Origin of the sequence: Nonomuraea sp. B1E8, from assembly GCF_039871515.1 — a bacterium.
In the GTDB taxonomy this organism is placed as follows: domain Bacteria; phylum Actinomycetota; class Actinomycetes; order Streptosporangiales; family Streptosporangiaceae; genus Nonomuraea.
This window is the reverse complement of record NZ_JBDPLS010000001.1, coordinates 66,430-93,013: the sequence shown is the minus strand read 5'-3', so window position 1 is coordinate 93,013 and position 26,584 is coordinate 66,430. Positions and strand designations below refer to the sequence as shown.

Below are 26,584 nucleotides of genomic sequence, written 5' to 3'. Positions count from 1 at the left end.
CCGGTGACCTGCGGCGACGGATGTAACTTTCAGACCCGCACCGCGCCGAAGGTCACACCACTGCGGGGGTCAGGTCCGCACCACGGCGAGGGGGCAGGGGGAGTGGTGCAGCAGGGCCTGGCTGATCGAGCCGAGCAACATGCCGGCGAGCTGCCCGTGCCCGCGCGAGCCGACGACGAGCAGGTCGGCGCCCCCGGCCGCCTCCTTCAGCACCTCGACGGGGTGGCCGTGCACGACCTCGGGCAGCACCTCCACGTCCGGGTGCCGCTCCTGGCGCTCGGCCAGCAGGTCTTTCAGCTGGTGCAGGGTGTGCTGCTCGTTCTCGGGGTCGGCGGGGACGAAGCCGCCGGGCCGCGGCCACGCCCACGCCTGTACGACCCGCAGCCGCGCCTCGCGCAGCTCCGCTTCGGCGAAGGCGAAGCCGAGTGCCCGCAGGCCGTGAGGCGAGCCGTCGGTGCCGGCCACGATCTCGCCGCGGGGCGCCGCTGGCCGCTCGCCGACCACGACGACGTTCGTACGGGCGTGGGCGGCGACCCCGTGGGCGACGGATCCGACCAGCAGCCCGCGTACGCCGCCGATGCCGTGGCCGCCGACGACCAGCAGGTCGGCCTGTTCGGCGGCCTTGATCAGCGCGGAGCGGGGGTCGCCGGGCAGCAGGGTGGTCTTGACGATGATCGCGGGGCGTTCGCGCAGCGCCCGGTCGCGTGCGGCGGTGAGCACCGAGTTCGCCTCGTCGCGCATCCACCGGGCGACCTCGGCGTAGCGGGCGGACAGTTCCTCGCACACCCACCGAGGCACCGCGTGGGCCACGGTCAGCCGGGTACGGCGCAGCGCCGCCTCGGTGGCCGCCCAGCCGGCGGCCTCCAGCCCGGCGCGCGAGCCGTCGACCCCAACGATGATCATGGCGTCTGCCCCCTCAGGAGAAGGCGTAGCACTCCACTTCGGCGCGGCGGAACGTGATGCCGTGCTCCTCGGAGTCGCGGATGCAGGCGCGCTCGGCCTCGCTGAGCTGGAGCGTGCCGCACACGGTCACGCCGGCGTACGTACGGCAGTCGAGATCGGCGTCCCTCGCGCCGATGCGGAAGATCTCCTTGACCGTCGAGCGGCAACGAGCCCTGCCCGTGTCGGAGTAGCGGCACTGGGCGAGCAGCGTCCGGTATTGCTCCTCGCTCACCTCGTGCTGGTCCGTCCCGTCGCCGTGGGCGGCGGGAGCGCCGAACGTGGCCAGCAGCACGAGTCCTGCGACAGCGGCGATCTTTTTCATAGTCCCCCTGATGGGGTTGGTACCGCTGGAGAGGGCTGTCAAACCTCGCGCTTGATCGCCAGGACGCTCAGCCACGTGCGCCCGGCGGTGTTCAGGCCGTGCTCGACGGTGTCGAATCCGGCCGCGCGGAGGAGGCGCAGGAGCGTGCCGGGGTCGCGGTGGAAGGTGGCTGCGGTCGTTGACGTGGGATCTTCCATTTTGCGGATGATGTCATGTTTCGTCCTGGCATGGGCGTGGGTACGATCATCGCCGTCCAACGCGGGAGCCCGGTGCGGACCGGGCTGAGAGGACGGCTGCGAGCCGCCGACCGCCAGAACCTGCTCCGGGTAATGCCGGCGAAGGGAGTTTGCGCGATGACCGACGCGCGTGTCCCCACCTTTACCAAGATCTACGAAAGCGACCTCCGCGTGCCCAAGCGCCAGGTCAACCTCTCCGACGGCTCGTCGGTGACGCTCTACGACACCTCGGGCCCGTACACCGACCCGTACGTCGAGACCGACGTGCGGCGCGGGCTGGCGCGCCTGCGCGAGCCGTGGGTCGCCGCGCGCCGCGCGGCGGGCGAGCCCGTGACCCAGGTGGCCTGCGCCAAACGGGGGATCGTCACCAGGGAGATGGAGTTCGTGGCCGTGCGGGAGGGTGTCACCCCCGAGTTCGTACGCCAGGAGGTCGCCGCCGGCCGGGCCATCATCCCCGCCAACGTCAACCACCCCGAGACCGAGCCGATGATCATCGGCCGCAACTTCCTCGTCAAGATCAACGCCAACATCGGCAACTCCGCCGTGACCTCCTCCATCGAGGAGGAGGTCGAGAAGATGACCTGGGCCACCCGGTGGGGCGCCGACACGATCATGGACCTGTCCACCGGACCCGACATCCACGAGACCCGCGAGTGGATCATCCGCAACTCGCCGGTGCCGGTCGGGACCGTGCCCATCTACCAGGCGCTGGAGAAGGTCAAGGGCCGCCCGGAGGCGCTGTCGTGGGAGGTCTTCCGCGACACCCTGATCGAGCAGTGCGAGCAGGGCGTCGACTACGTGACCGTGCACGCGGGGGTGCGGCTGGCGTACGTGCCGCTCACGGCCCGCCGCAAGACCGGGATCGTCTCGCGCGGGGGCTCGATCATGGCCGCCTGGTGCCTGGCGCACCACCGCGAGAGCTTCCTGTACGAGCACTTCGACGAGATGTGCGAGCTCCTGGCCCGCTACGACGTGTCGTTCTCCCTCGGCGACGGGCTGCGCCCCGGCTCGATCGCGGACGCCAACGACGAGGCCCAGTTCGCCGAGTTGCGCACGCTCGGCGAGCTGACCACGATCGCGCGGGCGCACGACGTCCAGGTGATGATCGAGGGCCCGGGGCACGTGCCCATGCACAAGATCAAGGAGAACGTCGACCTGCAGCGCGAGCTCTGCGACGACGCGCCGTTCTACACCCTCGGCCCGCTCGTCACGGACGTCGCCCCCGGATACGACCACATCACCTCGGGCATCGGCGCCGCCATGATCGGCTGGTACGGCACGGCCATGCTCTGCTACGTCACCCCCAAGGAGCACCTCGGCCTGCCGAACAAGGACGACGTCAAGACCGGCGTGATCACGTACAAGATCGCCGCCCACGCCGCGGACCTCGCCAAGGGCCACCCCGGGGCTCAGGCGTGGGACGACGCGCTGTCGGACGCGCGGTTCGAGTTCCGCTGGGAGGACCAGTTCGACCTGTCGCTCGACCCTGACACGGCGCGGGCGTTCCACGACGAGACCCTGCCCGCCGCGCCGGCCAAGACCGCCCATTTCTGCTCCATGTGCGGCCCCAAGTTCTGCTCCATGCGCATCAGCCACGACGTGCGGCGCTACGCCGACGAGCACGGGCTGGACACGCAGGAGGCGATCGAGGCCGGCATGGCGGAGAAAGCGGCTGAGTTCACCAGGCGCGGCGGCAGGGTCTACCTGCCGATGGCCGACTGACCAGGACTAACCAGGACTGACCGGCCGCTGGCTGGCCCTGCGGGGCACGAATCAGAAGATCTGGGGTCGCACCACCACGGAAGGATGGAGTCGGGTTCATTCTTGGCGTGGGCGAGGATCTGGGTGAGGTCGAGCGAGAGATCGAAGAGCCGGCAGCCCTTCCAGATCCACCACGGTGGCTCAGTGACCGCTGCCGAGAAGCCGGACGGGTAGCCGGGTCACGCCGCGCTGAAAGTCGGATCGCCAGCCGACCTGGTCGGCCGGCACCTCCAGGTCCAGCCGGGGGAACCGCGTCATCAGCGCGGCGAAGGCGATCTGCGCCTGCAGACGGGCCAGCGGCGCGCCCAGGCAGTAGTGGAGGCCGTGCCCGAAACCCAGATGCGGGTTCTGCGCACGGTCCAGCCGCACTTCGCCGGCGTGCGTGAAGCGGGCCCGGTCACGGTTGGCCTCCGCCAGGCTGACCACCACCCGGGAGCCGGCGGGAATGGTCCGGCCGCCGAGCTCGATCGCCGTGGTGGCGGTTCGCTGCGTCGTCCTCGCGACCGGCGGCTCGTACCGGATGAACTCCTCGATGGCGGCCGGCAGCAGCTCGGGCTCGGCGCGTAGCCGGCTCCATCGGCCCCGCTCCTGCAGCAGCAGGAACGTCCCGTTGCCGATCAGGTGGACAGTGGTTTCATGGCCGGCCACCAGCAGCATGAACACCATTGACGTCAGCTCGTCCTCGGACAACCGGTCGCCGTCCTCACGCACGGCGAGCAGAGCGCTCAGCAGGTCGTCTCCGGGTTGTGCGGCCCGGTCGGCCAGCATGGCCCGGATGCGCACCAGCACGCTCGCCAGCACCTCGGGCATCTCGTGGTGCCGGGCCGGACCGGCGGCCACGACAGCGGCCCACTCGCGGAACTCGGCACGGTTCTCGGCCGGCACACCAAGCAGCTCGCAGATGACCTGCAGGGGCAGCGGATGGGCGAACGTCTCGATCAGATCGACTGTCTCGTGGGCGGCCATCGCATCGAGCAGACCGGCGGTGATCTGCTCGATGCGCGGGCGCAGCGCCTCGACGCGGCGGGCGGTGAACGCGGCCGAGACCAGCCGGCGCAGGCGCGTGTGGTCCGGAGGGTCGAGGAACATCATCATGCGCAACATCGCACTGGTGAGCTCCGGCGTCAGGCCGAGTTCCTCAGCCTTGAGCACCTTGGTCAGACGCTGGTCCGACAGCGCCTGCCGAGCCTCCTCATAGCCGGTGACCAGCCAGGCCGACGTGCCGTCGGGTAGCGGGATCGCCTCGACACCATGGCGAGGGTTGGGGGTCACTGCATCTCCTGACGTCGCCTGCCCGGGGGCCGTTGCGCAACCGCGTCCTGACAGGTTGACCACCTGCATCAACCGGTCAGGAACCGGAACCTACGCCTGCTGTTCTACCAGCATCACCCGCGTCGTGACGGCCCGGGACGCCGCTCGGCCCGCTGGACGCCGGGCTGTCCCGCGAGACCCACCTGCACGTCCTCGATGCGGCGATGTCGGCCGGCCCCTGGCCCGCGGTTGCGGGCTCACGGAGGTGGCCCAGGCCAAGGACCTAACCGGGCAGCGTCTCGCCGCCGATCGGGGCCAGCACCTCGCCCGTGTAGTACGACGACATCCGGTCGGAGGCGAAGAACACGTACGAGGGGGCGATCTCGTCCGGGTCGGCGGGCCGGCCCATCGGGACGTGCCCGCCGAACGAGCCGACCTTCTCCTCCGGCATGGTCGCCGGGATCAGCGGCGTCCAGACCGGGCCCGGCGCCACGGCGTTGATCCGGATGCCGCGATCGACCAGGTTCTGGGCCATGGAGTAGGTGAAGGCGTTGATGGCGCCCTTGGTGGCGGAGTAGTCGATGAGCGTCTTGTTGCCGCGCAGGCCGTTGATCGAGGAGGTGTTGATGATCGCGCTCCCCTCGCGCAGGTGGGGGAGCGCGGCCTTCATGACGCGGAAGTAGCTGTGGATGTTGACCGCGAACGTGTGCTCCCACTGCTCGTCGGTCAGCTCCTCCAGGCCGTCGACGGGCGCCTGGTAGGCCACGTTGTTCACCAGGACGTCCAGGCCGCCCAGCTCGGCCACGGTCTGCTCGACGACGGACGCGCAGTGGTCGCGGTCGCCCAGGTCGCCGGGCAGGAGCACGCAGCGCCGCCCGGTCGCCTCCACCAGCTTGCGGGTGTGCGCGGCGTCCTCGTGCTCGCTGAGGTACGCGATCGCGACGTCGGCGCCCTCCTTGGCGAAGGCCACGGCGACCGCCCGGCCGATGCCCGAGTCGCCGCCGGTGATCAGCGCCTTCTTGCCGTTCAGCAGGTCACGGCCCACGTAGTCGCGCATCTCGTCGCGCGGCTCAGGGGCCATCTCTTCCGTACGGCCCGGGTACGGCTGGTTCTGGGCGGGTGGTGTTTGCGACATGCCCAGCGGCTGCCCTCGCACGGGCCGGGTTAACGCCCTTACCGAACGAACCCCTCGTCCCGCAGCCACTCGCGCGCCACCAGGGCGGGCACGTCGCCGTCCACGTCGACCTGGGCGTTGAGGCCGCGCATCACGTCGTCGGTCAGCTTGGAGCTGATGGGCGCGAAGATCTTCGCGATCTCGGGGTGCGCGTCGGCCAGCTCGCGCCGCATGGTCACCGCGGCGTTGTAGCTGGGGAAGAACTTCTTGTCGTCCTCGAGCAGCACCAGGTCGAGCGCCTGGACCCGGCCGTCGGTCGTGGTCACCATGCCGACGGCGCACTGGCCGCTGGCGACGGAGTTGTAGAGCACGCCCACCGACACCCGGCGCACGTTCGCCCTCGGGATCTCCTTGCCGTAGGTCATGCCGTACGCCTTGATCATGCCGAGGAAGCCGTCGTCGCGGCCGAAGGTCTCGTGGTCGACGCAGAACGTACGCTCGTTCACCGGGATCTTCGTGATGTCCGAAATCGTCTTCACGCCCCACTTCTGCGACGTGGCCCGGGTGACGCCCATGGCGTAGCTGTTGTTCAGCGGCGCGGGCGGCAGCCAGACGATGCCGTTCTCGCGCAGGTCGAGGTCGCGGACCGCGACGTACTGCGCCTGCGGGTCGGGCAGCGCCTTGGTCTGGCCGAGGTAGGTGATCCAGCCGGTGCCGGTGTACTCCCACATCAGGTCGGCGTCGCCGCGGGTCAGGGAGGCACGGGCGTTGACGCTGCCCTGCACGTTCGTCTGGTCGCTCACGTCGGCGCCGGCGGCGGTGAGGGCGAGCACCGCGATCTTGCCGAGCACGAGCTGCTCGGTGAACTCCTTGGACGTCACCCGTATCCGCGTGCCCTCCAGCGACGCGATGGGCTGGATGCCGGCCGGCTCGACCGGCGGCACGAACGACGACGCCGGCTGCAGCCCGCACCCGGCAGTCACCGCAACGGCTACCAGGACGAGCAGCAGGGCCAGGAACGCTCTCACGACAGCCCCTTCGGGGCGAGGACCCGCTGCGCGAGCCCGCCCACCCAGTCGATGATCAGCGCCAGCACCGCGATCAGCACGCACCCGGTGACCAGCACCAGGTTGCGCTGCGTGCTCACACCCGTGGTGATCAGGTCGCCGAGCCCGCCCGCGCCGATGAAGGCGGCGATGCTGGCCGTGCCGACGTTCAGCACCAGCGTGGTCCTGACGCCCGACAGGATGACCGGCGCGGCCATCGGCAGCTCCACCTTGAACAGCACCCTGGCCGCCGACATGCCGATGCCCCGGCCGGCGTCGACCAGCCGCCAGTCCACCTGTTGCAGCCCGACCATGGTGTTGCGCAGCGTGGGCAGCAGGCTGTAGGCGAACAGGGCCGCGACCGCCGTCCAGAAGCCGATCTGGAAGACCACCGCCAGCAGCACGACCATCCCCACCGCCGGAGTGGCCTGGCCCACGTTGACCACGGCCAGCACGAACGGTGTCGCCCGGCGCATCGCGCCCCTGGTGAGCAGGATGCCCAGCGGCAGCGCCACCAGCAGCACCAGCACGGTCGAGTAGAACACCAGCTGGATGTGCTCCCACGTGCGGCCGAAGATGTAGGGCAGGTTGAGCGAGCCGCGCTCGATGCCGTCGAGCGGCACCGACTGCGTATAGACGATCATGGCCGCGCCCACGGCCAGGTAGCAGAGGAGCGGCAGCACGATGTGCCAGGAGCGGCCGAGCCGCGGCTCCGGGCGGACGGCTTCGTCGGCGGCGGCCGTGGGAGCGGTCATCCGCTCCCCCCGAGGTGGTTGCGGTGCAGGCGGCGCTCGCGTTCCCTGGTCTTGATCGCCTGGATCGCGTTCTGCACGGTGCTCAGCGACAGCGCTCCCGCGTACGCCCGGCGCCTGCCCACCACGGGCACCACGTCGCTGTCGGCGTTGAGCAGCGACTCCAGGGCGTCCTGCAACGTCATCCGGTGGTGGAGGGTGCCGGTGATCGGGTCGCCGGCCGAGCCGACGGGCCCCTCGATTCCCTCGAGGTGCTCGGCGCCGACCCAGCGCAGCGGCCGCCGCATCCCGTCCGTGATCAGCGCGTAGCCCCGGCCGTCGCGCTCGATCTCGGCGCGCACCTCGGCCGCGTCGGCGTCCTCCGACGCGTACGGCACCTGGTCCACCTCGATGTCGCCCACCTTGGTCAGGCGCAGCAGCCGCATCGAGGAGCCGGCGCCGAGGAACTGCTCGACGTAGTCGTCGGCCGGGTTCGTGAGGATCTCGGCGGGGGTGGCGTACTGCACGATGTGGCCGGGCGCCTTCATGATCGCGATATGGTCGCCGATCTTCAGCGCCTCGTCGATGTCGTGCGTGACGAAGACGATCGTCTTGGCCAGGTCGTCCTGGAGGCCGAGGAGCTCGTCCTGGAGGCGTTCGCGGCTGATGGGGTCGAGCGCGCCGAACGGCTCGTCCATGAGCAGCACGGGCGGGTCGGCGGCCAGCGCCCTGGCGACGCCGACGCGCTGCTGCTGGCCGCCGGACAGGCGCCGCGGGAAGGTGTCGCGGTAGACCTGCGGGTCCAGGCCCACCAGCGTGAGCAGCTCGTCGACCCGCTCGGCGATGCGGGCGCGGTCCCAGCCGAGCATTTTCGGCACCTGGGCGATGTTCGCGGCCACCGTCATGTGGGGGAACAGGCCGGCCTGCTGGATGACGTACCCGATGTTGCGCCTGAGCCGGTCGGGGTCGATGTCGTGGGAGCTGCGGCCGTCGATGACGATGTCGCCGGAGGTCGGCTCGATCAGGCGGTTGATCATGCGCATGGTGGTGGTCTTGCCGCACCCGGACGGCCCGACCAGCACCACGATCTCGCCCGCGGGGATGTTCAGGTCGAGCTCGCGTACGGCGGGGTCGCCGCCGCCGGGGAAGGCCTTGGTCACCTTGCGCAGCTCGATCGGCACACCGGAGGTGCTCTGGTCAGCCACGGACACCTCCTGTGGTCAGGCGCCGGCTCAGCGGGCCCTCCGGCCTGGTCAGCTTCCCGAGCAGCACGAAGCAGCCGTCGAAGAGCAGCGCGAGAACGGCCACCCCGATCGTGCCGGTCAGCGTGGAGTTGACCGCGTTGGCGCCGCCCAGCCGGGCCAGCCCGGAGAAGATCTGCTCGCCCAGCCCCGGCCCCGAGACGTACGCGGCCACCGCGCCGATGCCCATGGCCAGCTGCGTGGACACCCGGATGCCCGTGAGGATCACCGGCCAGGCCAGCGGCAGCTCGATCCTGGTCAGCGACCGGCCCCGGCCCATCCCGATGCCGCGCGCCGCGTCGACGACGAGCTGGTCGACGCCCTGCAGGCCGACGACGGTGTTGCGGATGATGGGAAGCAGCGCGTACAGGGTGATCGCAGTCACGCTGGGCGCCACCCCGAGCCCGAGCGCCGGGATCAGCAGGCCCAGCATGGCCAGCGACGGCACGGTGAACAACACCCCGGAGGAGGCGGTGGCCAGCGACGCCAGCCGCGGGCGGCGGTAGGTGGCCACGCCGATGAGCACGCCGAGGACGGCCGCCACCAGGACACATTGGGCGACCATGCTCGCGTGTTGCGCCGTCTCGAAGAGGATGAGGTCCCACCGGTCCTCGACGTACTCCCACAGGGTCATCGAGTACGTACTAACCGGGATTCGGAGTACCAAACCTCACAACTGAAACGTTTGTCCCTTTAGTCTCACCTGTCTCAGGGGCAGATGTCATGGACCGTCCTTTCCGCAGAGCGGGCGGTCGTCCTGCACCCGGCCGTTCAGCGCCCCTTCCAGCGCGTCCACGGACGCGAAGAACGTCTCCCGCGAGACCTTGTCCTCCCAGACGCCCCTGGCACACCGGCGGAACAGTTCGCTGAACTGGGCGTAGTAGGGCGACTTCGGCCGCGGCCGGGCCAGCTCGATCGACTCCCTGGTCTTCGCCGCCAGCTCCTTCAGCTCGTCCAGGCTCGGGTTGGTGATGTCGGAGCCGTCCTGGCGCGGGCACGACGGGCCGCCGCCGCCTTCGTAGCGCTCGTACACCTCGGTGAGCACCGGCGAGTAACCGCCGCAGGCGAACAGCTTGGCCTGCACCTCGGGGCTGGTGAGCCGGTCGATCAGGCGCCTGGCGGGAGCCAGCTTGGCCGGCTTGATGTGCTGCGAGACGGCCAGCACCGACCCGCCGAGCACGCCGCCGCGCGCGGCGGGCGCGTGCACGTCGAAGCGCAGGTCCTTGCCGGAGACGCGCATGCGCGGGTCTGCCGCCAGCTGGTGGAACGCGATCGGCCAGTTGCGCATCCAGGTCACCGGCTGCCCGCCGGCGTGGCCCTCCTTGAAGGCCACGACGCTCGCGTCCTCGTCCATCTCGAGCGACTCGCGCAGCACGGCGACGTTCTCCCCCGTGGTGGACAGCGTGCGCCTGAACGACCTCAGTGCCTCCCACGTGGCGTCGCGCCGCCGGTCCAGCACGATGGAGGTCCTGTCGTCGCCGTCGAGCACCTTCCCGCCGCCCAGCTCGATCGTCTCCAGGAAGTTGATCGTGCCCATCTCGTTGTCGTCGAGCTGCAGCAGGTAGCCACCGGACCGCCGGTCCAGCCGCCGGAACTCCAGCGGCGCGTCGGCGGCGAACGGCACGCCGTACTGCTCGCCGTCGAGCCGCCCGGCCCGCAGCGGGCCGGACAGGAATTCGTCGTTGCGATCCGCCAGATCGATCGGCTGGATGTAGCCGTGCCGGGCGAACTCGGTCACCCACGCCACGTCGAGCACGAGGATGTCGTACGCGCAACTGCCGGCCTGCGCCAGGGCCGCCATCTGGGCCCGCCGCACGTCGGTGCTGTCGGACAGCTCCAGCAGCTTGGCCCGCGGATCCTCGGGCGGCTTCATCAGGTCGTTCCACTCCTTGATCGCCTCGCGCCGCACGCTGCCCGTGCTGACATCGTCGCCGGTGGCCACGACGAGCTCGGCGTCGTTGCCGCCGCAGTTCTCCTGCGGCGTGGCGGGCACCGAGGGCGGGGAGGTGGTCGTCCGGGGCCTGTCCGGCTGGGACGGCCCTGCGGACAGGCCGGACTGCCACGTCAGGAGCAACACCATCAGCAAGGCCCCGCAGCCCAACGCCACCAGGTTCCTGCGCCCGACACGTTCGCGCCAGCCCGGCGGGAGCCACGCCATCATCGCCACCCCCGCACCGTGATGATGGCCCCGGTGAGCGCCTGGTCCGCGCCCTCGCCCGCCGTCACGCAGCGGTACGGCTTGCCCGTGCCCCGCAGCGCGGTCACGGCGCACTTGTCCTGTCCGAAGACGATGACGTACAGACCCGAGACCGTCGAGGCGCGCTCCAGAGCTTGGGCGATCACCTTCCCGGCGTCGTCCTCGCCCTCGTTCTCGCCCTCGTTGTCGAACAACCTGCCGTCGGTCAGCAGCACCACGGGAGCGGCCACCGCCTCGTCGCCCGTGCCCAGCCGGGTCAGCCCCGCGGAGGTGGGGGCGTCCCAGTGGTCGAACGCGGTGCCCTCGATGTCCGCGGCCACGGCGCCGAGCTCCTCCGTGGTGCTCTCGCCGGCGATGCTCGTGACCTGGGCGGGCCCGTTCCTCGTACGGGCGTGCAGGCCGAACACCCGGACCTCGTCGCGCGGCCCGAGCAGCCTGTTGTTGGCCCGCACCGCCTCGGCGGCCTGGACCCGCACCGGGCGGTCCGCCGATCCCGAGGTGTCGACGAGCAGCCGCAGGTCGAGCTTCGGGCGCAGCTCGTCCAGCACCAGCTTCTTCAGCTGCCCGAGCTCCTTGTGGTCGAGCTCGCCGTCGGCCGGCCCCGGCGCGTTGGGGAAGAGCGGGTGGGCCCGCAGCCACGCGCCGAAGTGGTCGACCAGCTTCTCCCGCTCGGCCGAACGCTGGTCCGGCCACGACACTTTGACGAACTGGTAGTCGAGCGTGCTCAGGTCGTGGTGCCGCACCCCGACGAGGGGCGCGCTGTCACCCGTCCCCTCGCAGCCTTCCACCCGGCCCGCGTTGTAGTCGTCCACGCTGTGCCCGGGAACCAGCAGCGCGATCTTCGGATTTCCGGCGCCCGACCTGTCGGCCAGCCGGTCGAACTCGCACAACAACGAGGTGACGGTGTCCGCCCCGAGCCCGTTCTCCACCAGCTCCTGCTCGGTCTCCAGATAGCGCGACTCGGGCAGCCCGCGGTCGTGGAACACGTCGTGGGTGCCGATCAGCGCGGCCACGGACGTTTCGGGGAACGGCCGGGCGATGGTCATGCCCATCTTCTTCGTCAGCGTGTCCCACACCTCGCCGAACGGGTAGCCGTCCGGATTGTCCATGTACGTGCCCAGCTCCTCGCGCCGCTGCCCGGTCATCGCCAGCACCAGCTGGTCCCGCCCCACCGCGTCCTCCGGTTTCCGGGCGCTGAGCAACCGGAGCTCACCCGCCCTGAGCTCGTCCGGCTCGGCAGCGGAGGAGGCGACCCAGACGTCGGGCTGCAGGTCGTAGAGGCGGGCGTACGGCTGGTCGCGACGGTCCTCCTGCCACTCCCACCGGTTGTCGAAGGCGTCACGGAGATGGATGGGCGGTGGCGCCACGCCCACGGTCATCCTGACCACGGGGCAGCCGTCCTCCGTCTGGTGCTCGCGCACGTAACTCTGGGCGCGCGCGGTCAGCTCGGTCACGTTCTCGGGCGCGGTGACCAGCCGCAGCTCCGCGGGCGCCGGGCACTGGTCGTCCGCGGCGACCGTCTGCACCCCGGTCCACACCCCGGTGGCCAGCGCCCCGCCGGCCAGCACGCACAGCGCCGTCGTGACCCTGCTCGGATGCTTCTGGATGAGGTCGCGCAACACCGGAATGAGCGCCACGGCACCGAGCGCGACCCCGGCGACCAGGGACAACCAAAGCTGGACGTGGAAAGGCTGGCGCTGGAACAGGTCGAGCCACGGCGCGGAGATCCACGTCACGAACGCGCCGGCCAGGGCACCGATCAGCGCCGTCTGCACCGCTGAGGCGAACTGCGACCTATTCCGCTCCGGCGCGCGGGCGGCACGAGGACGTTGTGGCGGGGGGCGCGATGGCTTGGCATCGCCGTCGACCCGGCGCACGTGTTGTAACTCTTCCGGATTGACATCGCTCATGTGAGAGGGCGCCCTCCTGCGACGGGATCACTTGAAGACTAATCCGCCTGTCCGACGCATGTGTCGCTGTTATGCAGTCGTTCGATATCGGCCCAGGGCGAATTCCAACCGAAATGCGATTTTGCCCGGTCCGTTTTCCCGCCGCCCTTCCGCCTTCCCGGGCTCTACCGTGGAGGAATGCTGACCATCGGCGTCGATCTCGCAGCGGAGGCGGCACGGACCGCGGTGGCCTGGCTCGACTGGACCGGTGGCCGCACGCGGCTCGTCGACGTACGCACCGGCGCGGACGACGGCGTGATCGTCGAGGCGGCGATGGAGGCGGGCAAGGCGGGGATCGACTGCCCGCTCGGCTGGCCCGACCGGTTCGTCGACTTCGTCACCGCCCACCGCGCCGGGCACGTCCAGGTGCCGGACGGGCTCGCCGGCCGGGCCTGGCGGCGTGACCTGGCCTGGCGGGTCACCGACCAGGTGGTGCACGCGCGGACCGGGCTGACGCCGACGGCGCTCGGCCTCGCGACCATGCCCGACGGGGACCAGGCGCGGGCCGCGGCCACGGAAGGCTGGATCGCCCTGCCGACCACGCCCCTGGACCGCCTCGTCACCTGAGCCCGTCAGCCGAGAGCTTCACCTTCCGGCGCGCTTCCACGCGTCGACGAACTCCCGGTAGAGGAACCGTTGGTACGGCTGCGCTCCGGAGAAGGCGAACTGCTTGCTCAACGACCTCGCTCCGAGCCAGATGCCACTCACCTTCGGGACGCCGGGCGCGGCCTGTGCCACAGAAGCCACCGTGTCCACGAACTCGTGTTCAATCGGGGACAACTCGACCTTGCGCAGCCCCAGCCGCTCCAAGAGCTGCCTCTTGACGTCTTCGATATCCCTGGCTAATCGAATGCTGTCTTCATCGGTCACGCACTGCTCGACCGCCTGCCGTAAGGTCGTGGCGCGTTCGCGATACTCCTGGATTCGGGCCGACACGAATCTGATCCACGAGTGATCGTCGCGTCGGCCGGCGTCGGTGCGTGACCACAGTCGTCCGCCCAGCAGCGGCAACTCCAGCTGAAGCAGTTGGAGGCGATATTCGTCCCCTCCCGCCGCGTCCCGCAGCGAATCGTGGATGCCGCGTACGGCCTGGATCAGGTCCAGCACCGTGGCGTCGGCCGCGCCCTTACGGGTCAGATCGAAAGTCAGTGAGAAATCCCGTCTCATTGGATGAGACTGATAGCTGCTGGTGCTCGCTTCCGCCCGTGCGCGATATTTCAGGCATCGTGCCAGAGTCGCCATCAGATAATGGCTCTGGCCCGGGGCTGCGATGCCTTCCAACGCGCCGCTCATGACGACGGCCGCCGCTCGCGCCCATTCGCCGAAGCGGTCCTCCTCGATGCCGTCCGTCGTCGGAATGCGCATGGAGTGGTGCCCTTGTTTCAGTCGTACCTCTCTTTCGTGGAAAAGGCTCCAATCGCGCAGCCGCGTGGACAGGGCGGTCTGCTGGCCCTCGCTTGCCTGATCGCAATTGAAAGTCTGCTCCACGAAGCGAGCTATGCTGGTGAATCCGTGTACGCTTTCGAGATCCTGGATGGCCGCCGACTCGAGCCGCTCTGCCACTTCGGTCTGGTCGGGATCCAACTGGAGCGGGTGCAGCAGTCCGTCCTGCATCAGTGCTTGGAGGAGCAGCGGTCGCTCTCCGAAGTCGGAGGCGCTGGGCACGAGCAGTATGGGATGCACCACGTACACGCGTGACATGAAGATCAGTGACTGGACGATCTCGACAAAGCACTGGCGGCCGAAGGGGTCATCCGGCCTCGCAGCACGATTCTGTGCCAGCAGGAAATTCTCGGCGCTGATCAGCGATGTCACGTCGATGACGACATCGGTGCTACGTTGATGCGTCAATGTTTCACGCCCAGAAACCACTTCACTGTTTCGGGTTGTCCCATGACAGTTGACTCGAACACCGGTGTGGGAGCGCTGAGGAATTCTGGGCCGGCCGGCAGTGGAGCACCGTCCTCGTCGCAGTGTCGAAGCTTGGCGATGTCGCCTAGACAAAGACCGGCTGCGCCGTCCCAGAGCTTCTGTTGCCTGCGCCAGAACAGATCGAAGGAATGAAGAGACGGGTCGGTGTGGTCACGTAGATCGACGACGGTTCGCAGCATGTCGATGGTCTGGGAGGTCGTCCGCGTCTTCACGCGGTAGGTGCTTTCCGCTGCGATCGCGTCGAACTCACGGCCGGGGCCGCCCGAACTGCGCGTGGCGGAGATCGTGTTCTGTGCGCGCTGCACCATTGGCGCGGGGCTGCCGTTCAGCGTGACCGCTGATGTGTGGTGGTCGGCCGTGATGAGCAAGGGGCTGCGCCCGCTGCCCAGCTCCGGGGCAAGGATGAAGGCGGCGCTCGGCATCCAGTTCTCGAAAAGACATACCACCGAGCAGAATTCGGTCCGATCGTTTCTGACGAATTCGGCGGTGCCGTCGATGGGATCGATCACCCAGAGGCGACCGTCCGAATGAAAGATCTCCTCACGGAGGCCTGACCTTTCCTCCTCCTCGGCAATGATGACGGCATTAGGTTCGCAATCCCGAATGTCCTGGATAATCAACTTCTGGATGGCAATGTCTGCTTCGGTGAGAAGAGTTCGATCATCCTTCACGTGAACGGGCAGCTCAGCCAGCCGTTGACGATAGTCGGCGAAAGCAGGAAGAAGCTGTCGCTCAAGCGTCGACCATAGCGATTCGATACCCATGCGGGATGCGCTCCTGAGCTCGTTCGTCAGTACGGGTGGCCGGACTGTGCCGCCTCGATCAAATCGCCATCGACGTGGCTCTGCAAGCACTAAGCCGCTCACTTTTCGCAGCCGTACGTGTCAGTGCTTTGGATCAGAGGGTTACCGGGTTTCCAGGGAAGCTCTTTTGTGGCGCTCTTCCGCGCGTCTGGTCTGCGGATGGTCGGGGCCGTACATCGTCGTGTACAACTCCAGCACCGCGCGGTATTCGCGGCGCGCCTCGTCCCAGAGGCTCCGTTCCTCCAGGACGCGGGCGATCTCGTACCGGGTCGCGACCGTCTGCGGATGCGCCGGCCCCAGCACGCGAACCTGGCGCCGCAGCACGTCGCGCAGCTCGCCCTCCGCCCGATCGTGCGCACCGGTGACCCGCCACGTGCGCGCCAGCTCATAGCGGATGTCCAGGGTGTAGATGTGGTTCTCACCCCACACCCGCTGGGCCGTCTCCCTGATCGTGCCGAGTTCCTGCTCGGCCTCGGTCTCCTGGCCGATGTCGCGGAGCATCCAGGCCCTGTTCGACCTGGTGAGCAGGATGTCGGGGTGAGCCGGTCCGAGCACCCGGGCCTGGTGGGCCGCCAGGTCGGCCATGCCTCGTGCGGCCTCGCGGGTGCGCCCCTGCAGGGCCACGTTCATCAGCATGTTGAAGCGTGTGCGCAGCGTGAGATGGTGGTCCGGCCCGATGACGCGGACGCGAGCGGCGAGGAGGTCGGCGTAACCCTTCTCCGCCGTGGCGTAGTCGCCGAGATCGCCGACGGCCCGGATGTGGTAGAACCTGCTGGCCAGCGTGTCAGGATGCTCAGGGCCGAGGACACGGGCGCGCGCCTCCACCACCTTTCTGCACACCGCCTCCGACTCGTTGAGGAGCGCGCGCATGGCGAGGGCACGCCCGATCTCGTGCCAGGTGGTGAGGGTGTCCGGGTGGTCGGGGCCCAGAACCCGCGTCCTCGTGGCCAGCGTCTGCTCGTAGCAGGTGTGGGCCTCGGCGTACCGTCCCTGCTCGAAGAGGGCGAACCCGAAGTCGTGCCGGGTCGCCAGCGTGTCAGGGTGCTCCTCGCTCAGCAGCTCGGCCCGTGCGCGCAGGACCTGGGCGAGTTCCGCCTCCGCCTCGACGGCGCGGGTCATGCACGCCCACGCGGCGCCGCGCTGGTGGCGCAGGGCGAGGACGCCCGGATGGTCCGCCCCCAGACCGCCGGCCTGCCGCAGCGAGAGCGTCGCGAGCTCCGCGGCGGCGGCGTAACAGCCGCTCGCCCGGAACGCTCCACACGCGCGGCCCACCAGCTCGGCCAGCTCGACCAGCGTCCGCTCGTCCAGGGCCGAGGACGTGATGGACAGCAGGGCGCGCAGGTGAGGCATCAACTCCTGCCAGGCGGGCCAGTCGTCAGGCGCGTCGTGACGCCTGCCGGACAGCGCGCCGCGCAGGAGGGCGACCGCGACGGTGGTGATGTCCGGCGTGACACGCGTACGGCTCGCCTCGGCGACCAGGGGATGCACGACCAGCGTCCCGGCAGGCGCGCGGGCCTGGATGAGGCCCATGGACCTCAGCGCCTCAAGCCCAGGGCGTACGTTGTGCTCGCCGCCGCAGATCTCACCCAGCGGCGCGGCGTCCAGCAGCGCGGCGTCGATCTCCACCGCGGGAGCGAGGCAGGCCAGCACCCGCAGCAGGGGGCGGGCCTGCCGGCACCCGCGCCCGGCGAGGGCGTCAAGGGAGATCTCCCACGTGGTGGTGATCGACGGCTCTCCACCGCTGCCGCCGAGGAGGGCGGGGAAGCGGTCGTCCAGGGCGAGAAGGTAGTCGGGGAAGGTCCTCTCCTTGGAGAAGGGAGAACTGAGATGGCTACCGGCGTGCGACAGGGCCAGCGGCAGCCCGCCCAGCCGCCTGGCCACCGCGCCGGCCTGCTCCAGCGTGCCCGCCTCCCCGGCCAGGTCGAGCAACATTCTCGCCCCGTCGTCCTCGTTCACGCACAACACCTGGTGAACCCGGCCGCACCGGCCCCAGACCCGCTGCTCGACGACGCGGGTGGTCACGACGACGAGTCCGGACGTCGTGGGCCGCAGCCAGCCGGTCGCGTCGCGTACCGGTGCCCCCGCCACTTCCAGCGCCCGCGGATCGTCGGCGTTGTCGAGGACGAGGAGCCAGCCGGTCTGCTCCTCCAGCCGCGTCCAGAGCACGTCGGCCGGATCACGCCGCCCGGCGCGCGCCTCTCCGATCGCGATCGCCGGCGCGCCCAGCTCGGCGGCCAAGGCCAGCAGGGACGACGTCACGGTCTGAGCGTCCGTGGCGGCGATCCACCACACGCGCCGCCCCGTTCTCCGCGCCCGCTCGGCGAGTGCGAGCGCGACCGTGGTCTTGCCGACCCCTCCAAGGCCGCCCAGCACGTGGCACGTTCCGTCCGGCTCGGCCAGGCGCTGCTCCAGGTGCAGCAGCAGATCCTCCCTGCCGCGCACGTGAGGCAGCCGCCCGATGGGCGCCCGCAGCACGGGGACGGCGCACGGCCCCGGCCGCACTTCATGCGGAAGCGTTCCAGACGGAGGCGTTGCCGGCGGGTGCGTTGCGGGCGGAGGCGTTGCGGGCGGAGTCCGGGCCACGGGTGCAGGCAGGCTCTGACGGGGGGTTCGGCGCAACTGCAGGGCGGCGATGAGCACCGCGGCCACTCCCGCCAACGCCCCCACGACGCTCACGGGATCCATGTCGTTACTGTACGAAGTCGCTCGCCCGTACGGCGCGGCTTCGGGCGGGCTTGCGGGAATTTCCAGGGCATTGATGCGGCGATTATGGCTTTGGGGAGGGTCAATCCCGATGGCTTACGGCGGGGTCATCCCGGTCGGGGCGGCGGTTCGTAGATCGTTCCAGTGGTATGCGCAGTTGCCGTGCGGAAGGCCTTCGAAGGTGTGATCTGAATCGATCTGAAGCTCGGAAAGGTGCTGATCCAGGGAGAGCGCGTGGTAGGCCAGGGCTTTGTTCATGGCGGCCGTCACGTCGAGGGCTTCGACCACCCAGGTGTACGGGGCCTCGCCGTCGAATCGTTCGGTGCCCGCGATGGTGACGGTGAAGGTTTTCACAGAGCCTCGCCTCGGAGGATCTGCTCGAAGGTGTGCCTGGCCGCCGAGGTCAGCGACCACGCGGTTTCGTGAACGGTGTCCTTCTTCCGGTCCGTACGGCGCACGAAGCCCTTGCCGGCGGCGGCGCACAGCTCGTACGTCATCGTCTTGCACTCACAGGTGTGTGAGACGACGCGGATGCGCGGCGCCCGGTTGGCCGGCTCGTACCAGGACAGGGTGACGCGGTCCGGCCTGGGCGGCTCGACGTGCGGACCGTGGAAGTCGGGGAACTCGTTCCGCCGGGTCACCAGGTCCTCCCTTCGAAGATCTCGACGAGGTTCTTGAGCGCGAGGTCGACGCGCGCCATGACGAGCTCGGGGATGTGGCCGTTGCCAGGGGGAAGGCGGTAGCCGTGTCTCTCCAGTACGGCCTGGACCTCTGCCGTCAGGAGGGGAGTGAACCGCAGGTCGGTGATGGAACTGTGCATGGGCTGAACCTCCGGGTCCCGATCTGGAGCCTGCCGTAACGCGCCAACGCCCTGGCTTGTTCACCGTCGTCTGGCCAGGCAGGCGCTTCGCTGTCGGCACGCCTACACCTCAGCTTGACCCGTAACCATAGAAGAGATGTAGGCCCATGTCTACCCTTGTCCACTGACAGACCTAGAAGCCAGCGGGGAACAGGGGGTTTCTATAGTTCTGTGTATGGCGGATGAGTGGCAGTTTGACCCGACAAGCCCGAAGTCGGCGCAGATAGCGATCGAGATAGAGAGGCGCATCCGGGTTGGCGAATATCCTGCCAAGCATCCCATCTACGAAGTGCGGCTCGTGCAAGAGTTCGGAGTTGCGCGCGACACCGCGCGGAAGGCGACCGTAATTCTCAGAGATCGAGGGCTGATCTTCACCGTACGTGGCATGGGTAGCTTTGTGGCAGATCCGGGGGCTTGGGCAGAATCGCCTGAGTAGGTGCGTCGCTCATTCGGCGACCCTTCGCGGCTCATTAGCGTCCGTAAGTCGTCAAAGCCGACAATCCATCCGTCGATGAATTTCGACGGCTCCTCGGCGAGGCGACGTCCTTTCTGGGCTCGTCCAGAGACTGTCGACGGCAGGCTCTGGCGATACGGGCGTGCCCTGACTCGACGTTGCCGCATGACAGCGTTGAAGCGCTCGGCTGAGCTTGCGTCGGGAGACGTCAGCCAGGGTGGTGTCCTCTCGATCGCCTCATTGGATGGAGCTGACGCTGTGCTCTTGCTGGTCAGCAGGCTTCGCACGATCTCCGCCCTGATGCGAAGCGAGTCACGGGTCCCGCCCTACCCTGGGCCTCGGCATCTTTGCGTGGCCTTTCTTGGATGAGGAGTGCCAACTGGGCCGCGAGACCGGCTACATTTCTTCCGTGATAATGGAGCCGTTGCCGGGTATGTCTGCGCCCGACTTGGAGTTGGACGAGGTCTTCACTCACCTCAAGGCCCTCGATCCCGACGGTTCGAGGATAGGGAAGGCGATACGGCGCAGCTTCGACATGCTCCTCGACGGACAACACACCGGCCGCTATCACTGGGAACAGCTTCACAAGACCGAAAAGACCCACTGCGGTACCCTGATCGAGATAAACCTGCAACGTGAGTTTGACTTCGCCGACGGTAAGCTCCTCGACTACCGCATCGCCGATACGGAGGTGGACTGTAAGTACTCCCAGAGCCTGGCCGAGTGGATGATCCCACCGGAAGCTCTGGGGCATGTTGTCCTTGGTCTATGGGCGAACGACCGGGCGGGGAAGTGGAGCGCGGGTCTCCTTCGCGCGTCCCCGGAAAACCTCAACTTTAAGACCAACAGGGATTCGAAACGCACACCGAGCAGGCACGGAAGAAGCGCTATTCGTTGGCTCTTCAAGGACGCGCCACTGCAGGACAACGTCCTCCTGCGCCTCTCCAGCGAGGACATCGACGCGATTTTCAGGTCGACTAGCGGGCAGAAGCGTCTCAACGAGTTGTTTCGACGGGCTCAGCGCCGCCTTGTCAGCAGGAACGTTGTGGCCACCGTTGCCATGCAGGAAGACTATATGAGGCGTGCGCGCCGTCGTGGGGGCTCGCGTACCGCTCTCCGCGCCGAAGGTATAGTCATTTTCGGACAGTATAAGAACCACGTCCAAGCTGCAGTATCGTTGGGCCTGCCTGCTCCAGGCCCAGGGGAATTCGTGAGTGTACGAGTTGCTCGTCGTCAGTGGCACCACGGGGATGCGCCATCGATTGAACTCGACGGCGAGCATTGGGTTGTGGCGGTGGCCGGCGATCCTGTCGAGGACGCTCCGTCGTTGCCCGACATCGGACCGCTAACGGGTTGACGGCCGACAGCGCAGCGCAGCCGTACCAGCTCACGCGCCCAGTCAGAGCCGACCGGGTAATCTCCCAACGTGAGCGTGAGAGGTCCGAATCTTCCGCTCGCCGGTCTGGATCTGACTGAGGAGGTCGTCTGCACAGCCTGCCGTGTAGGTACGCGCCTGATGATGCCCTGGTCAGTCTCTTCTGGCGGCGTGGGCGAGCAGAAGACGGATCGGCTGATGCCTTGTCCCGCGAGAGCCAGCCGTCCGGTGGTTCCGGCGGCATGCCTTGCAGCGTGGACGTGGTGCATGCCATCCCTGCGCTAGGCTCCGAGGATCCGTATCCACGACTTGCCCTGCGACGCACGCCAACCTCAAGACATTGTCGCCTCTATTCGCTAACCTCGCTCTCGTGTTCGACTCCGGAGTGCAACGCCACCACCACGGCCTCTACGGCGGCGGTCAACGGTTCGTGCTCCCACAGGCGGACAACCTTCCAGCCGGCGGCCTCAAGCGCGGTGTTTACGAGCTGGTCGCGTTCCATGTTCCGACGCAGCTTAGGCGTCCAGTACCACTCATTGGTTGTAGGCTGCCGGCCGTGATCAGGGCAAACATGCCAGAAGCAGCCGTCGACGAAGACCGCGACCTTCCGGGCGGTGAACACGATGTCCGGCCTAACCTTCACACCTTTGAGATCAAGGCGAAGGTCCTTCCGGTAGCGGTAGCCCAGCCGGTGCAGCGCGCTGCGGAGCATGACCTCTGGTTTGGTGTCGCTCCGGCGGTTGGCCCGCATGTTCCTCGATCGACCCTCGTTGAGGGGCGCTGGGTACAACCCGCGCTTGTGGGCCTGTTCTCTGGGGCCTGCTGGCATGTCTTGTCCAAGTCCATCAACGGTGCGACTCCCTCTCCGGGAAGATACAACCGCCAGCTCGACCGCCCCAACCTCGGATCACCCAAGGAGTGCACGCATGGCTCTTGAAGCTGTCGAAATCTGCGCCGGAGCCGGTGGCCAGGCTTTGGGCTTGCACCAAGCAGGCTTCACACATCGCCTGGCATTTGAACTTGACCCGAACGCTTGCGCTACTCTTCGCAAGAACGCTCGCGAGGGCAACATCACGATTAGCGACCCGGGCAAAGTCAAGGACGGAACCTGGGTCGTAGAGGGCGATGTCGCGGACCCTGAGCTATGGAAGCCCGACGAATTCCATGGAATAGACCTGCTCGCAGGTGGGGTCCCCTGTCCGCCATTCACAATCGCTGGCAAGCAACTCGGCGCCACCGACGAGCGTGATCTTTTCGCATGGGCAATCGAACAGGTTAAAACAGTCCAGCCGCGTGCACTCCTGCTGGAAAACGTGCGCGGACTGAGCATGCCGCGCTTCGCGGGATATCGCCAACACGTGCTGGATAGGCTCCAAGACTTCGGATATCTTGCCGAGTGGACGCTATTGAACGCCTCTAGTTACGGTGTTCCGCAGCTCCGTCCTCGTTTTGTGCTGGTGGCAATGCGTCCGGAAGAGTTTAAGTACTTCAGTTGGCCGGCGAAGTCTGAAGTGGCGGCTCCAACAGTCGGAGAAGCACTCAAGGATCTTATGGCATCGAGAGGCTGGGAGGGCGCCGAAGAGTGGGCTAGAAAGGCCAATCAAGTTGCTCCGACGATTGTCGGCGGATCGAAGAAGCACGGTGGGGCCGATCTAGGGCCAACCCGTGCCAAGCGTGCGTGGGAAGCATTGGGCGTGGATGCTTACGGTGTCCACGATATCGCTCCTCCCTACGATACTCCTCCTTACGACCGTAGGCCGATGACTAAGTATGGCCCGAAACTCACGTGCGAAATGGTTGCACGCCTCCAGGGCTGGGATGACGGCACCTGGATTTTCACCGGGGGCAAGACATCTCAATACCGTCAGATCGGTAACGCCTTTCCTCCGCCTGTTGCCAGGGCCTTGGGTCAGTCCATAGCTGCTGCGCTCAATCACACAGGCGACAAGCGCGAATTGTACGAGGACCGTACGCATGATCCCATCTATCGAGTGCTGCGTGACGCTAACGATTTCATCACGGCTGAAGAAATCATGGCAAGGGCAGAGCTAGAGCTCAGTGATCCCGAAATAGATAGGCGTATCAGCTTGCTCGGCCGAGACTTTGAAATCGAGAAGAGGGCGACGAGTAAAGGGCTTCTCGCCTACAGACTCGAACGTTTCAAGGCCTTTGTTGGGCAAGTTGACCATGCTCGTAATGAATATTTGCGTGCCAGCGCATCTAAGGTGAGCTGATGATTGGCTCTGGTGCTGCTGTGCGATTCGTGTACACAGGGCAGACGGTTTAAGCGCCTGCCCTGTGGTTTGTGAGTGATCTCGCGCAAGGATTCTGCGCGTACCTTTTGAGTCAGCGGCGGGGTTCAAGCAAGTCCGGAATACGGCGGAGTCCGCTGAATGGGCGCGCCGTTGAGATGATCCATGAGGGCCTGGATGTCAGCCATATCCATGCCCCCTGCAGCGGAAGGTTCCTCCTCAAGATCGGCGAGTTGTTGAAGCTCAGGATCGTCAAGGATCCGGCCCATGAACTCGACCTTTTCCTTGAGGCGCAAGGTCACCGCTTCGTCGATGGTCCCTTCGGTGACCAAGATCGTCACCCGTGTCTCGGCATCTGGCGCAAGCCCTAGCCGGTGGATACGATCCAGGCTCTGAAGAAATCGGCCCGCCATGAAGTCCCGGTCGATATAGACGGCGTCATGGCAAATCTGATGGAGGCTGATGCCCTCACCGAGGGTCGCGGGGTTCGAGAGCAGAACCATGCACCGCGGATCTTCTCTGAAGCGCCTGATTTCCTCATTACGTTCCACCGTTCCACCATGAACCATCGCAGGATTGTAGGTGGCTAGGAGGCGCTGCAGGGTCGTTAGGCTGCGCACGAAGGTGGACCACACTATGGTCTTCCGGCCCTCTGCAGCGTTTTCCCTGACGACGGTGAGGGCTTCATGGTACTTCGGAGACATCTCAAAGCTGGGAAGACGCTTAAGGAGATCGTACAAAGAATCATCAGGCGCGACCTTGAGTGGTGGAACCTGGTAGCTGAGCGGCTCATACCGGCTGGTGCCTTCGATGAGCAGGGCCGGTGTGATTGCGGCCATCAAAAGGCGGAGCATAGCCCTGCCGAGGTTGTCGATTTGGTCGCGTGACGCATCAGCGCGCGCAGAGTAGCGTCCTCTCAGTGCGTCATAAATCTCCCGGTGTAGCGGCGGCAATCTGACATATCTAATTGTGGGTTCGTATGGCGGCAAGCCGAGTTCGCGTTTAGTTGTCCTGGTGAACAACGGACGTAAAACGGCACTAGCGTACGCAAGGTCGCCATCGGCTACAGCCTCCGCAACCGCTCGCCGCCCATGGCCAGGCCAGACGAAGGACAGCAGATTTTCAAGATCGCGTGCGCCATTAGGCGCGGGTGTGCCGGTTAGGACGAGCCGGCGCTGAGCGAGAGGCCCCAGGGCAAGGCACGCAGAGCCGTACGTTCCCCGGGCCCCGAGCTTCATCCGGTGGGCTTCGTCAAGTATGAGCATGGAGGGAGACGCCCGTAGCCAAGAAGCAAGGTTTCCTAGGCTGCGGCTGAGCCGCTCGTAGTTGACGATCAGGAGTTCTGTGCCAGGGTCCGGGACCTGGTCTAGGACCTGAGTTCTGAGCGGCTCATCAAAACAGACGGCGCTCTCATATTGCCAAGACTCGAAGGCAGACTTAGGGCAAACGACGAGCATTCGGCGTATCCGGCTCTGGTTGCGTATTGCGCTGTACACAGCAAGTGCTACGCGTGTTTTTCCCGCCCCGGGCACACTGAAGTTCGCTCCGTGACGTAGTGACAGTAGCTTTCCGATGTCTCTGAGCTGGAAAGGTGTCAGGTCCGCAACCCAATCCGGACCGAGGAGGTCGGTGACCTCCTCGGCATCAATGGACTCGGCCCCGCCGGGGGATCCGTCTGTGAGTTTTTCCTCGGCCGCTTCCGCGTCATCAAGGACGCTAGAGACGAGTTGAGCTAGCTCTTCGTCCCACTCGACGTTCTCCGGCGCCGGCCACGTGGCCAGTTCGCCCACCGCGACCAAGAAGTCGTCGAGTTCGACTTCGACAGCAAGAGGTCCTCGTCGGCTGCCGAGGGTGAAGCGGGCGGCCAACTGAGCCAAGTCGTTCTGATGCTTGGGGATGGTACGAAGAAGGGCTCTTGTTTTGGTGACATCCAGCGAGATCCTCAGGGAGGGCTCTTCCACCTTTACTTGCCTTCCACGCCGGTGGCCTCCAGCAGCCAGGCCACGCCGTCTCCAGGTACTTTGATGGTGCGGGCTGATTCCACCGCCAGCTTTGCCAGCGCGTCGCGCAGGCTGGCGAGTGCATCGTCGTAAGCCTCCTCGTCAAGGCTGCTCGAGGCTCGCGCCAGCACTAGATCCGTGATGCTTTGCTCAATTTCCGCTCGGGCCTCGTCAATCCGATCCGACACAGCCCTTTGCTTCTTGCGTATGAGGCTGTCCTTGCCGGCTGCCTTAAGCGCGGAATCGAGAGCTTCCCTGGCATGCTGTAGAACAGGCGAAGCTTGGTTGTTGCTCTTTTCCTCTGTCCGAGCCTTCAGAAGGATATCTGTAAAGGCGCGGGCCTGTGTAACCTGAGCGCTGGCGGCACGCACTTTTCTGTTCAACCCTGGAATGGCGGTTGATGTAGGCGTATCTGGCGCCGAGGTCCTGAGTTCTTCAGAAAGATGACGATCGAGATATCGGGTGCGGAAGTCAACCTCGATGTGCCGCACATCAGTCTTCGAGTATCCCAATGTGATTGCTGCGAGGCGATTCTCCTTGAGCAGATCAGCTCTCTCCTTGCTGGCTGCTGACTCTAGCTGGTATCTCCGGTGGAGCTCGGAAAGCTTCTCCTGTTGATCTTCGAAGTCCATGAGGCGGAGCTGGCGATCGCCTTCACGACTACGTGCAATCAAATCACGTAGGGTGGTGAGGATCCAAATATCCCGTTCAACAGATTTTGGTTTCATCCGGAACTCCCGGGCGATGTCCGGGACCGCCCGGCCCATGCTGACTTGCTCATCGATCGAGAGCAACCGGTTGATATAGGAGTATTCTCGCTTGTGCTCGCGCCGAAGCTGGAGGGATAGTTCGACAGCGCTGATGTCCTCCCAGGTACATGATTCGGGAAGAACGCCAACGCGAATGTGCTGGACACCTAGATCTTTGAGAGCAACACAGCGTGTGTTGCCGTTGACGAGGACGCCGTCTTGGGTTATTAGCCCCGGCTCGTTTTGCTTGAACTCTCGTAGGCTCTCCTTCAGAGTCTCAAAGTCCGGATCGGGCTTCGAGGGATCTGACGGAAGCGCTCGAAGCAGGAACGCCAAGTAACCTTGACTCTCTTCTGACCAGGGGTTGTTGTTCAGTTCTTGTTCTTGTGCTGGGTCGAAGCTGCGCTGCGCGCGAATCCGATGTGTGCTGGGGTTGTAGACCAGGTTTTCGACAGGCATGTCGATGACCTCGACATGACGCGCTTTTCCGCGCCACTCGATCGTCAGTGTCTCCTGCAGGCCGCCTGTGTTGTGGGCCTCGCTCAGGCGCTGCCGCACCAAGGCGCGGTTTTCCTCGGCGCGGTGCGGAGTGCCATAGTTGACTGGCAATTGCATTCCCTTCTTGATGAACGGCTTCTAATCTCTAACAATGTTAGGCATGGCTGTA

Annotated in this window: 25 protein-coding genes and 1 riboswitch; of the genes, 5 read left to right on the top strand and 20 right to left on the bottom strand. The window is 66.7% G+C overall.

From position 1 onward, the window contains the following. Positions 1-69: 69 nt before the first annotated feature. From ABGA98_RS00435 to ABGA98_RS00425, 3 genes are read right to left on the bottom strand one after another with little or no spacing between them, the layout of a single operon-like run. Complete coding sequence (locus tag ABGA98_RS00435; protein WP_347616140.1) at positions 70-903, bottom strand: universal stress protein; 834 nt, start codon at positions 901-903, stop codon at positions 70-72. A gap of 13 nt (positions 904-916) precedes the next feature. After that, the gene (locus tag ABGA98_RS00430) at positions 917-1,264 is read right to left on the bottom strand and encodes a hypothetical protein (RefSeq protein WP_347616139.1); all 348 of its coding nucleotides are present in this window, start codon (positions 1,262-1,264) and stop codon (positions 917-919) included. Between the two features lie 38 nt (positions 1,265-1,302). Continuing rightward, complete coding sequence (locus ABGA98_RS00425) at positions 1,303-1,461, bottom strand: hypothetical protein (RefSeq protein WP_347616138.1); 159 nt, start codon at positions 1,459-1,461, stop codon at positions 1,303-1,305. A gap of 51 nt (positions 1,462-1,512) precedes the next feature. Beyond that, positions 1,513-1,625, top strand: a riboswitch (TPP riboswitch). Between ABGA98_RS00425 and thiC the strand changes: the two genes are divergently transcribed. Next, entirely contained in the window at positions 1,618-3,222 is a 1,605-nt protein-coding gene (thiC, locus tag ABGA98_RS00420; protein WP_347616137.1) for a phosphomethylpyrimidine synthase ThiC, read from the top strand. It overlaps the preceding riboswitch by 8 nt. A gap of 180 nt (positions 3,223-3,402) precedes the next feature. On the opposite strand, the gene ABGA98_RS00415 is transcribed toward thiC, so the two are convergent. From ABGA98_RS00415 to ABGA98_RS00380, 8 genes are all read right to left on the bottom strand, one after another. Then, entirely contained in the window at positions 3,403-4,533 is a 1,131-nt protein-coding gene (locus ABGA98_RS00415) for a cytochrome P450 (protein WP_347616136.1), read from the bottom strand. Positions 4,534-4,795: 262 nt separating this feature from the next. Beyond that, positions 4,796-5,647, bottom strand: coding sequence for an SDR family oxidoreductase (locus ABGA98_RS00410; RefSeq protein ID WP_347616135.1), 852 nt, complete (start codon positions 5,645-5,647; stop codon positions 4,796-4,798). A 38-nt stretch (positions 5,648-5,685) separates the two neighbouring features. Continuing rightward, positions 5,686-6,654 (bottom strand): glycine betaine ABC transporter substrate-binding protein, encoded by a 969-nt coding sequence (locus ABGA98_RS00405; RefSeq protein ID WP_347616134.1) that lies wholly within the window; start codon positions 6,652-6,654, stop codon positions 5,686-5,688. Next, the gene (locus ABGA98_RS00400) at positions 6,651-7,427 is read right to left on the bottom strand and encodes an ABC transporter permease (RefSeq protein WP_347616133.1); all 777 of its coding nucleotides are present in this window, start codon (positions 7,425-7,427) and stop codon (positions 6,651-6,653) included. Before ABGA98_RS00400 ends, ABGA98_RS00405 begins: the two co-directional genes overlap by 4 nt. Further along, complete coding sequence (locus tag ABGA98_RS00395) at positions 7,424-8,608, bottom strand: betaine/proline/choline family ABC transporter ATP-binding protein (protein ID WP_347616132.1); 1,185 nt, start codon at positions 8,606-8,608, stop codon at positions 7,424-7,426. Before ABGA98_RS00395 ends, ABGA98_RS00400 begins: the two co-directional genes overlap by 4 nt. Further along, on the bottom strand, positions 8,601-9,278 hold the full coding sequence (locus ABGA98_RS00390) for an ABC transporter permease (protein ID WP_347616131.1): 678 nt from the start codon (positions 9,276-9,278) through the stop codon (positions 8,601-8,603). Before ABGA98_RS00390 ends, ABGA98_RS00395 begins: the two co-directional genes overlap by 8 nt. An 87-nt stretch (positions 9,279-9,365) precedes the next feature. After that, positions 9,366-10,802, bottom strand: a complete 1,437-nt coding sequence (locus ABGA98_RS00385) for a hypothetical protein (protein ID WP_347616130.1) — start codon at positions 10,800-10,802, stop codon at positions 9,366-9,368. Continuing rightward, positions 10,802-12,751 carry a hypothetical protein gene (locus ABGA98_RS00380; protein ID WP_347616129.1) on the bottom strand — a complete coding sequence of 650 codons (1,950 nt, stop codon included), beginning with the start codon at positions 12,749-12,751 and terminating at the stop codon, positions 10,802-10,804. Before ABGA98_RS00380 ends, ABGA98_RS00385 begins: the two co-directional genes overlap by 1 nt. A gap of 177 nt (positions 12,752-12,928) precedes the next feature. Between ABGA98_RS00380 and ABGA98_RS00375 the strand changes: the two genes are divergently transcribed. Next, the gene (locus ABGA98_RS00375) at positions 12,929-13,357 is read left to right on the top strand and encodes a DUF429 domain-containing protein (RefSeq protein WP_347616128.1); all 429 of its coding nucleotides are present in this window, start codon (positions 12,929-12,931) and stop codon (positions 13,355-13,357) included. Between the two features lie 18 nt (positions 13,358-13,375). Here the strand turns inward: ABGA98_RS00375 and ABGA98_RS00370 are convergent, their stop codons facing one another. The 6 genes from ABGA98_RS00370 to ABGA98_RS00345 all read right to left on the bottom strand — a co-directional run bounded on the left by ABGA98_RS00370 (position 13,376) and on the right by ABGA98_RS00345 (position 19,048). Next, positions 13,376-14,605: a hypothetical protein gene (locus ABGA98_RS00370; RefSeq protein ID WP_347616127.1), complete on the bottom strand. Its 1,230-nt coding sequence runs from the start codon at positions 14,603-14,605 to the stop codon at positions 13,376-13,378. A gap of 32 nt (positions 14,606-14,637) precedes the next feature. Then, positions 14,638-15,486 carry an inositol monophosphatase family protein gene (locus ABGA98_RS00365; RefSeq protein WP_347616126.1) on the bottom strand — a complete coding sequence of 283 codons (849 nt, stop codon included), beginning with the start codon at positions 15,484-15,486 and terminating at the stop codon, positions 14,638-14,640. A 141-nt stretch (positions 15,487-15,627) separates the two neighbouring features. After that, complete coding sequence (locus ABGA98_RS00360) at positions 15,628-18,027, bottom strand: tetratricopeptide repeat protein (protein WP_347616125.1); 2,400 nt, start codon at positions 18,025-18,027, stop codon at positions 15,628-15,630. A 297-nt stretch (positions 18,028-18,324) separates the two neighbouring features. Then, the gene (locus ABGA98_RS00355; protein ID WP_347616124.1) at positions 18,325-18,582 is read right to left on the bottom strand and encodes a hypothetical protein; all 258 of its coding nucleotides are present in this window, start codon (positions 18,580-18,582) and stop codon (positions 18,325-18,327) included. Further along, positions 18,579-18,869, bottom strand: coding sequence for a hypothetical protein (locus tag ABGA98_RS00350; RefSeq protein ID WP_347616123.1), 291 nt, complete (start codon positions 18,867-18,869; stop codon positions 18,579-18,581). The genes ABGA98_RS00355 and ABGA98_RS00350 overlap by 4 nt, the downstream gene beginning before the upstream one ends. Further along, positions 18,866-19,048 carry a hypothetical protein gene (locus ABGA98_RS00345; protein ID WP_347616122.1) on the bottom strand — a complete coding sequence of 61 codons (183 nt, stop codon included), beginning with the start codon at positions 19,046-19,048 and terminating at the stop codon, positions 18,866-18,868. Before ABGA98_RS00345 ends, ABGA98_RS00350 begins: the two co-directional genes overlap by 4 nt. Positions 19,049-19,262: 214 nt before the next feature. Here ABGA98_RS00345 and ABGA98_RS00340 point away from each other — a divergent pair, with 214 nt between their 5' ends. Both ABGA98_RS00340 and ABGA98_RS00335 read left to right on the top strand, forming a co-directional pair. After that, entirely contained in the window at positions 19,263-19,523 is a 261-nt protein-coding gene (locus ABGA98_RS00340; protein WP_347616121.1) for a GntR family transcriptional regulator, read from the top strand. A 433-nt stretch (positions 19,524-19,956) separates the two neighbouring features. Continuing rightward, the gene (locus tag ABGA98_RS00335) at positions 19,957-20,898 is read left to right on the top strand and encodes a NaeI family type II restriction endonuclease (RefSeq protein ID WP_347617680.1); all 942 of its coding nucleotides are present in this window, start codon (positions 19,957-19,959) and stop codon (positions 20,896-20,898) included. Between the two features lie 367 nt (positions 20,899-21,265). On the opposite strand, the gene ABGA98_RS00330 is transcribed toward ABGA98_RS00335, so the two are convergent. Continuing rightward, positions 21,266-21,745, bottom strand: coding sequence for a very short patch repair endonuclease (locus tag ABGA98_RS00330; RefSeq protein ID WP_347616120.1), 480 nt, complete (start codon positions 21,743-21,745; stop codon positions 21,266-21,268). Between the two features lie 97 nt (positions 21,746-21,842). Between ABGA98_RS00330 and dcm the strand changes: the two genes are divergently transcribed. Then, positions 21,843-23,150, top strand: coding sequence for a DNA (cytosine-5-)-methyltransferase (gene dcm / locus ABGA98_RS00325; RefSeq protein WP_347616119.1), 1,308 nt, complete (start codon positions 21,843-21,845; stop codon positions 23,148-23,150). 125 nt (positions 23,151-23,275) lie between these two features. Here dcm and ABGA98_RS00320 read toward each other — a convergent pair whose 3' ends face one another. Together ABGA98_RS00320 and ABGA98_RS00315 are read right to left on the bottom strand one after the other, a co-directional pair. Next, on the bottom strand, positions 23,276-25,129 hold the full coding sequence (locus ABGA98_RS00320; protein ID WP_347616118.1) for a DEAD/DEAH box helicase: 1,854 nt from the start codon (positions 25,127-25,129) through the stop codon (positions 23,276-23,278). Positions 25,130-25,131: 2 nt separating this feature from the next. Then, entirely contained in the window at positions 25,132-26,532 is a 1,401-nt protein-coding gene (locus ABGA98_RS00315; protein WP_347616117.1) for a transcriptional regulator, read from the bottom strand. Positions 26,533-26,584: the final 52 nt, after the last annotated feature.

Coding starts and splice junctions, on each gene's coding strand:
- ABGA98_RS00435 (WP_347616140.1), bottom strand. CDS start 903: ATGATCATCGTTGGGGTCGACGGCTCGCGCGCCGGGCTGGAGGCCGCC.
- ABGA98_RS00430 (WP_347616139.1), bottom strand. CDS start 1,264: ATGAAAAAGATCGCCGCTGTCGCAGGACTCGTGCTGCTGGCCACGTTC.
- ABGA98_RS00425 (WP_347616138.1), bottom strand. CDS start 1,461: ATGGAAGATCCCACGTCAACGACCGCAGCCACCTTCCACCGCGACCCC.
- thiC (WP_347616137.1), top strand. CDS start 1,618: ATGACCGACGCGCGTGTCCCCACCTTTACCAAGATCTACGAAAGCGAC.
- ABGA98_RS00410 (WP_347616135.1), bottom strand. CDS start 5,647: ATGTCGCAAACACCACCCGCCCAGAACCAGCCGTACCCGGGCCGTACG.
- ABGA98_RS00400 (WP_347616133.1), bottom strand. CDS start 7,427: ATGACCGCTCCCACGGCCGCCGCCGACGAAGCCGTCCGCCCGGAGCCG.
- ABGA98_RS00390 (WP_347616131.1), bottom strand. CDS start 9,278: ATGACCCTGTGGGAGTACGTCGAGGACCGGTGGGACCTCATCCTCTTC.
- ABGA98_RS00385 (WP_347616130.1), bottom strand. CDS start 10,802: ATGGCGTGGCTCCCGCCGGGCTGGCGCGAACGTGTCGGGCGCAGGAAC.
- ABGA98_RS00380 (WP_347616129.1), bottom strand. CDS start 12,751: ATGAGCGATGTCAATCCGGAAGAGTTACAACACGTGCGCCGGGTCGAC.
- ABGA98_RS00375 (WP_347616128.1), top strand. CDS start 12,929: ATGCTGACCATCGGCGTCGATCTCGCAGCGGAGGCGGCACGGACCGCG.
- ABGA98_RS00365 (WP_347616126.1), bottom strand. CDS start 15,486: ATGGGTATCGAATCGCTATGGTCGACGCTTGAGCGACAGCTTCTTCCT.
- ABGA98_RS00345 (WP_347616122.1), bottom strand. CDS start 19,048: ATGCACAGTTCCATCACCGACCTGCGGTTCACTCCCCTCCTGACGGCA.
- ABGA98_RS00340 (WP_347616121.1), top strand. CDS start 19,263: ATGGCGGATGAGTGGCAGTTTGACCCGACAAGCCCGAAGTCGGCGCAG.
- ABGA98_RS00335 (WP_347617680.1), top strand. CDS start 19,957: ATGGAGCCGTTGCCGGGTATGTCTGCGCCCGACTTGGAGTTGGACGAG.
- ABGA98_RS00330 (WP_347616120.1), bottom strand. CDS start 21,745: ATGCCAGCAGGCCCCAGAGAACAGGCCCACAAGCGCGGGTTGTACCCA.
- dcm (WP_347616119.1), top strand. CDS start 21,843: ATGGCTCTTGAAGCTGTCGAAATCTGCGCCGGAGCCGGTGGCCAGGCT.
- ABGA98_RS00315 (WP_347616117.1), bottom strand. CDS start 26,532: ATGCAATTGCCAGTCAACTATGGCACTCCGCACCGCGCCGAGGAAAAC.